The sequence below is a fragment of the Streptomyces katrae genome (assembly GCF_000966975.1).
In the GTDB taxonomy this organism is placed as follows: domain Bacteria; phylum Actinomycetota; class Actinomycetes; order Streptomycetales; family Streptomycetaceae; genus Streptomyces; species Streptomyces katrae.
This window is the reverse complement of record NZ_JZWV01000230.1, coordinates 1-5601: the sequence shown is the minus strand read 5'-3', so window position 1 is coordinate 5601 and position 5601 is coordinate 1. Positions and strand designations below refer to the sequence as shown.

6 protein-coding genes are annotated in these 5601 nt (G+C 71.6%); 4 read left to right on the top strand and 2 right to left on the bottom strand.

Going from position 1 to position 5601, the window contains the following annotated elements:
- Nucleotides 1-419: 419 nt before the first annotated feature.
- On the top strand, nt 420-2219 hold the full coding sequence (locus tag VR44_RS10410; protein ID WP_045947139.1) for a hypothetical protein: 1800 nt from the start codon (nt 420-422) through the stop codon (nt 2217-2219).
- A gap of 310 nt (nt 2220-2529) precedes the next feature.
- Here the strand turns inward: VR44_RS10410 and VR44_RS48365 are convergent, their stop codons facing one another.
- Complete coding sequence (locus tag VR44_RS48365; RefSeq protein ID WP_281187129.1) at nt 2530-2652, bottom strand: hypothetical protein; 123 nt, start codon at nt 2650-2652, stop codon at nt 2530-2532.
- On the opposite strand from VR44_RS48365, the gene VR44_RS10405 reads away from it, so the two are divergent.
- The gene (locus VR44_RS10405) at nt 2651-3487 is read left to right on the top strand and encodes an esterase/lipase family protein (RefSeq protein ID WP_211275048.1); all 837 of its coding nucleotides are present in this window, start codon (nt 2651-2653) and stop codon (nt 3485-3487) included. The genes VR44_RS48365 and VR44_RS10405 overlap by 2 nt on opposite strands.
- Here the strand turns inward: VR44_RS10405 and VR44_RS49085 are convergent.
- Entirely contained in the window at nt 3423-4064 is a 642-nt protein-coding gene (locus VR44_RS49085; protein WP_045947137.1) for a DUF6215 domain-containing protein, read from the bottom strand. The two genes, VR44_RS10405 and VR44_RS49085, sit on opposite strands and share 65 nt — an antisense overlap.
- Before the next feature lie 293 nt (nt 4065-4357).
- On the opposite strand from VR44_RS49085, the gene VR44_RS10395 reads away from it, so the two are divergent.
- Both VR44_RS10395 and VR44_RS10390 read left to right on the top strand, forming a co-directional pair.
- Entirely contained in the window at nt 4358-4582 is a 225-nt protein-coding gene (locus tag VR44_RS10395; protein WP_045947136.1) for a hypothetical protein, read from the top strand.
- Nucleotides 4583-4915: 333 nt separating this feature from the next.
- Complete coding sequence (locus VR44_RS10390) at nt 4916-5290, top strand: VOC family protein (RefSeq protein ID WP_045947135.1); 375 nt, start codon at nt 4916-4918, stop codon at nt 5288-5290.
- Nucleotides 5291-5601 lie beyond the last annotated feature (311 nt).

The following is a 5601-nucleotide window of genomic DNA, read 5'->3' as shown; positions in this document are numbered from 1 at the left end:
CAACTGGGGAGTGGGCACCGCTGGTGTCGGCAACACGGGCCTCGGCAGCCACGGCATCGGCAACTCGGGCGTCGGCACCGCAGGCATCGGCAACTGAGGCGGGCTCACGGGTACGCACCACCGCGTCACATGGAGCGCCCGGCGTCAGCCGCCGGGCGCTCCACTCGCCATGACCGACGCCGGGCCGAGTCGAGCCTTCGCGCGGAGACGGATGCTCCCGCGCCCGAATGATCACGCAGTGATCACCCAGACGGGCGTCAGGCCCGTCCTCGGGCCGCCGGCGGACACCGCGCGCGGTTCGACCGGCTGTTCGGGCAGGTGCGGATCGCCCAAACGGGCCGCCTGGCCTGGCCGATGGGCCTAGGCTCTGCGCAGGCCGGAACGGGGAGTCTTTCGGCCAACAGACCCTATGCGAGGCTATGTTGACGACTTCTGCATCGCTGCTTCCCACCCGGCCCCGCCCGGCCGAGGACTCCTCGGCACCAGGGGTTCACGATCAGCTCGTCTTCCGTACCGCCCTCACGGTCCCCCACGCGGACCGATCGCTGTTCGAAGCGGTCCGCAGCGAGACCATCACCTGGATCAAGACCAAGCAGAACCGCTATCCAGACGCCCCCAGCACCAGCGGCGTCCACCACCTCGACGCCACTACCGTGCTCACCAGCCAGTCCCGCTACGACGAGAAGGGCGCGGAATGGGCTCTGCGTATCCAGCTGCGTGAGGACCGGCCCGAGGCCACCTGGCGGACCACCGTCACCGCCGTCCTGGCCCTGCCGGGCACCGAACCCACGGCCGCCGCCGCGGTCGCGGTGGCGTTGGAGTGCTTCCCCAACGGCAACCCCGAGGGACTGCGCCCGGGCCGGCCCGCCATCGTCGAGAAGCTCGTGGCCAAGCTCAGGCCCGTGGACGGCTGCGGGCGTCTGACCGTCCACGCCCTCCAGGTCACCCGGGCCCGGGCCCAGGTCAACGACCTCATCGAAGTGCTCTGCGACCCCGACCGCCATCACCCGGTCGTCGTGGCCGCCCGCACCACCGACCCGGACCCCCTGTGGTCGCGTCGGATGCGCCAGGTCATGCCGCAGTGCGCGGGCTCCGCCGGCCTCTACCTCCTCGCGGACGAGGCCGCCGTGGACGCCTTCCGCCGCGAGATCGGCGAACACCACCGCGTCGCACCCGGCGCCGTACGCACCTTCCTCACCGGCACCGACCCCGCCTGGCCACCGGACGCCGCACGCCACCGGTTCGTCAGCCCGGCCCGCATGCGCGATCCCGCCGACCGCGCCTGGAACGCCATCGCCCGCGCCGCCCAACGCCACGCCACCCAGGCCCCCATCCCCCAACTCCTGCGCGACCTGCGCTTCCCCGACGACGAGGCCGCCACCCAACGACGCCGCGACGCGCTCACCGCCGTCCCACAGCCGCGAGTCCCCGACGACACCCTCAACGAGATACGGCACCTGCGCGAGGAGAACGCCCTCCTCCTCGGCCTGCTGCGCACCGCCGACGAAGAGATCGAAGAGAAACGCACCAGCACCCGCCTCGCCGAACGCACCACCGCCTCCCTCGAAGACCAGCTCGCCCGCGCCCGCCAGGAATCCCTGCACAACCTCCAGGACGCCGTCGAAGCCCTCGAAGAAGCGCAACGAGCCCAGACCGAAGCCAACCAGCTGCGCTCGCGCCTCTACCAGCAAGGCCGTCACGAAGACGCCACGACCCCCGTCGACGAACCCCACCCGCTGCCGACGTCCTTCGAGGAACTCTGGGACCGGCGCGAGACGTTCACCCGTGTGCTGCTCACGGCCGACCGCGAGACCTGCATCGACCTCGACGACAACGACCGCGCCCGGGTCTGGGCGGGCAAGGCCTGGGTGGCGCTGCGCGCCCTGGACTCCTACGCCGAGCAGGCCCAGAGCGGCTTCAAGGGCGCCTTCTACGATTTCTGCACGGCACCGCTGCCCGGCGCGCAGGGCTGGCCGGCCAAGCAGGTCGCGATGGCAGAGGGATCCGCGACCATGGACCAGTTCGGAGGCCAGCGGGTCTTCCCCGTCCCGGAGACCGTGGACCCCTCGGGCCAAGCGGTCATGGAGGCCCACCTCAAGCTCGACAGCAAAGGCGCCACCTCGCCCCGCGTCCACTTCCTCGACGACACCAAAGGCACCACCCAGAAGATCATCGTCGGCTACATCGGACCCCACCTGCGCAACACGAAGACCAACTGACTCCGAGCGGGCGCATGCTGGGCCACCCCGGGCCGACGCGTCCCGGGCCCGGCCGCCCGGGCCCTCGGCCGGCGAGCCGGACGGCCGGGAGCGGGGCCTCCGGCTTGGAGGCCGGGGCCGCCCGTCCGCGCAGCGGGCGGCCCGAACGGCACAGTGCAGACGGCAGACGAGGCACGGCGTCCGTCCGGGCGGAGAGTCCCTTTCGGCCATATCGGTCGCAGCACTGTTGAACCGCACCCCCCTATTGGATACTGCCGCTATCCAACCGGCGAATGCTGCTCTCAGGGGGACTCGTGAGGCGAGCCGTCTTTCACATGCCCGGATACGTCAGCGCCGTCTGTGCCGCGGCCGCGGCCGCGGCGACGGTCCTGGCCACCGCTACGTCCGCGGCGGCCGAGACCGGACCTGAGCAGGACGATTTCTTTCCCGCCATGGTCCATTCCATCTTCCACCTGGACATCGATCCGCCGGGTGCCAACGACTGGAGCTGCCGTCCCGGAGCCGCCCACCCGCGTCCGGTCGTCCTGGTCCACGGGACCTACGAGAACCGCTACAACAACTGGGCCCGGCTGTCCCCCGAGTTGAAGGCCCAGGGCTACTGCGTCTACGCCCTCGATTTCGGTGACACCGACGACGCCGGGGTGGCCGTCGCCCCCACCGTCAAGGGGTACGGAGACATCAGGAAGTCCTCGAAGGAGCTGGCCGCCTTCGTGGACAAGGTGCTCGCTGCCAGCCACTCCGGCCAGGTGGACCTGGTCGGCCACTCCCAGGGCGGAACCCTGGCCCGCTGGTACCTCAAGGCCGATGGAGGCGCGGACCCGGCCGACCCGTCGAAGAACAAGGTCAAGAAGATCGTCCAACTCGGCGCGACGAACCACGGCACCACCATGAGCGGCATCGAGACTCTCGCCGACAAGCTCCACCTGCAGGCGCTCGGCGAGAAGACCCTCGGCGTGGCAGGCGTCCAGCAGTACGAGAAATCCGACTTCATCAAGGAGCTCAACGCCGACGGCGACACCGTTCCCGGCGTCGACTACACCGTGATCGCCACGAAGTACGACGAGATCACCACCCCCTGGCAGAGCACGTTCATGACAGCGGGCCCCGGAGCGACGGTCCACAACATCCCCTTGCAGGAGGGCTGCTTCGTAGACCTCTCCGCCCACCTGAGCATGTCGTACAGCCCACGCGCGATCGGGCTGGTCAAGCGGGCCCTGGACCCCTCGGCCCCGGCGGCTCCCTGCGTACCGAGGGCACCCGGCTTCTGAGGCCTTGGGCGGGGCCGCGGGACAGCCGAACGGCAGCGGCCCGCGGCCCAGTACGAGCTGCTCTGAGGACTGACTCCTGTGAACGTTGCTCGTCCGGCACGGGTCGGCCGCCGGCCGTGGCGTCAGCCGGCGGGGCCCCCGGGACGGCCGGCAGGACCTTCTCCGCGACGCGCAGCAGCGCCGCATCGTCCAGGAGGCCGCCGTATCCGGCGTCCAGCGTCACCGCGTACCCCTCGAACTCCACCCTGGCGGTCGGCGTGACGATCGCCTCGCCCGTGCCGCCGGGCCGGGACGTCCTGCTGCCGCCGCTCACCGTCTGCACTTCTCGGCCCGGTATGCCCAGCAGGGCGTCGAGTCCGGGGCGGTACAGGCTCGCACAGTTCCCGGCCGGACACATGCCCCGGCGTCTTCGTGCTGTCCGCGTCCGCACAACTGGGCGGCTTCCGCCGGTCGTAGTTCCCTTCGCCCTGCCCCACCACCACAGGCCCAGCGCCAGCCCCGGCACCAGCACCAGGGCCGCGACCGCCTGCCCCCACGCGCGGCCGCCCCTGTTCGCGGCGTCGATGTCCTCGCCCATGTCCCCCCTGCCGTTCCCCGCCCTGTGAAGATCGACACCACGGGCCGGGCACCCGTGGCCGTGCCTGGCGGCCGCCTCGGCGGCAGGGGCCGCAGTCCGGCCGGGGGGCACGCCGAAAACCGGTGGAGCGGCCCTCCTCGGCACCCTTATGGTGCTCCTGCCCGCAGCCCCTCCCGCAAGGACGAGCCGTTGTACGCCAAGTGAGACACCCCGAGCGCTGATCCGTCGCGCGTCGCACCCGTGCGGCGTGCCCCTTTCCGCTGCGGTCCTCTCACTGGAAACGGTGCATCTCTGTGTCCACGCCCCGGGTCTTCGTACCCGCCTTCCACCATCACCTCCGCCCGGCCGGACGGCCCCGAAACGCCGACGGCCGCCGCGCCGCCGGCCGGCCGGCCTGGCAGTCCCCCTACAGCCCGCCGCCCCGCCGCTCCCGCCGCGCGCGGTGGGCCCGGGTACCGGTGATGGCCACCACCCGCACCCCCCTGCGCCGCGGCCACGTCGCGGGCCGCGCCGACTGATCCCCGCCTGCCGGGGGCGCATCGTCACATCGTGCGCCCCCGGCAGGCCGCCGACCGGGAGTGACGCGGCGTCAGAGGGGGTCCGCATNNGTCGTGGGAAGAGCAACCGGAGTCGGTGGCCTGCTTGTTGCGGTGGCCGGTTCGATCAAGTAGCGTCACCCGTCGTGAACACCGGACCGGCCCTTGGCCATGCACGGATTGGCCACCCGGTGGGGGGCTGATCGCCCGACGGGTGCGCAGGACGCGCCCCCCGCGTTCGGCACGCGGACCTCCTGGAACTCGCCGCATCGCGAGTCCGTCTTCTCCGCGCCGAACACCAACGAGGTCAGCCGCATGACAGCCACGTTCAACCACACCATCATCGCCGCCAAGGACCGCAACGAGTCCGCCCTGTTCTTCAGGGAGCTGCTGGAACTCTCCGAAGCTCCGTCATGGGGCCCGTTCACGAACGTCCGGTTCGCCGACGGGGTACTCCTGCAGTTCGCCGAACCGCCGGTGGAGATCCAGATGCAGCACTACGCGTTCCTGGTGGACGACGAGCTGTTCGACCGCGCCCATCGCATGCTGCGCGACCGCGGCATCGAGCACTGGGCCGATCCGCAGATGCGCCGCCCGGGCGAGACCAACACCGAGCACAACGGCCGAGGGGTGTACTGCAAGGACCCCGGCGGTCACCTGATCGAGCTGATCACCCGCCCGTACCTGTAGCAACCGGCCCCGACCTGCCCGGGTGCGCGAAGGTGCCTGGCCGGCCGCCTCGCGGGCCGCCGGCCCGGCCTGCTCGGTCTCCGGGCGGAGATGGGGTGCGTCGGATCGTGCTGGGGTGGGATGGAGGAGGAGGGCGGCATCGCGCGATGATGTTGTCCCCCCTCCTCCCGCCCGCGACGGGCCTTCAGGCGTCCCGTGTGCCCGCCGTGGCCGAACGCCGCCGCTTTCGGACCAGTCCTGCGCCGAGCATCAGTGCGGCCAGTGCCGCCGCCCCGACCGCTCCGGTGGTGAGCAGACGCTCGGAGCGTGCC

Bases quoted from the DNA above. Each gene is read 5' to 3' on its own strand.
- VR44_RS48365 (WP_281187129.1), bottom strand. From the start codon at position 2,652: ATGGCGGGAAAGAAATCGTCCTGCTCAGGTCCGGTCTCGGCCGCCGCG.
- VR44_RS10410 (WP_045947139.1), top strand. From the start codon at position 420: ATGTTGACGACTTCTGCATCGCTGCTTCCCACCCGGCCCCGCCCGGCC.
- VR44_RS49085 (WP_045947137.1), bottom strand. From the start codon at position 4,064: ATGGGCGAGGACATCGACGCCGCGAACAGGGGCGGCCGCGCGTGGGGG.
- VR44_RS10405 (WP_211275048.1), top strand. From the start codon at position 2,651: ATGGTCCATTCCATCTTCCACCTGGACATCGATCCGCCGGGTGCCAAC.
- VR44_RS10390 (WP_045947135.1), top strand. From the start codon at position 4,916: ATGACAGCCACGTTCAACCACACCATCATCGCCGCCAAGGACCGCAAC.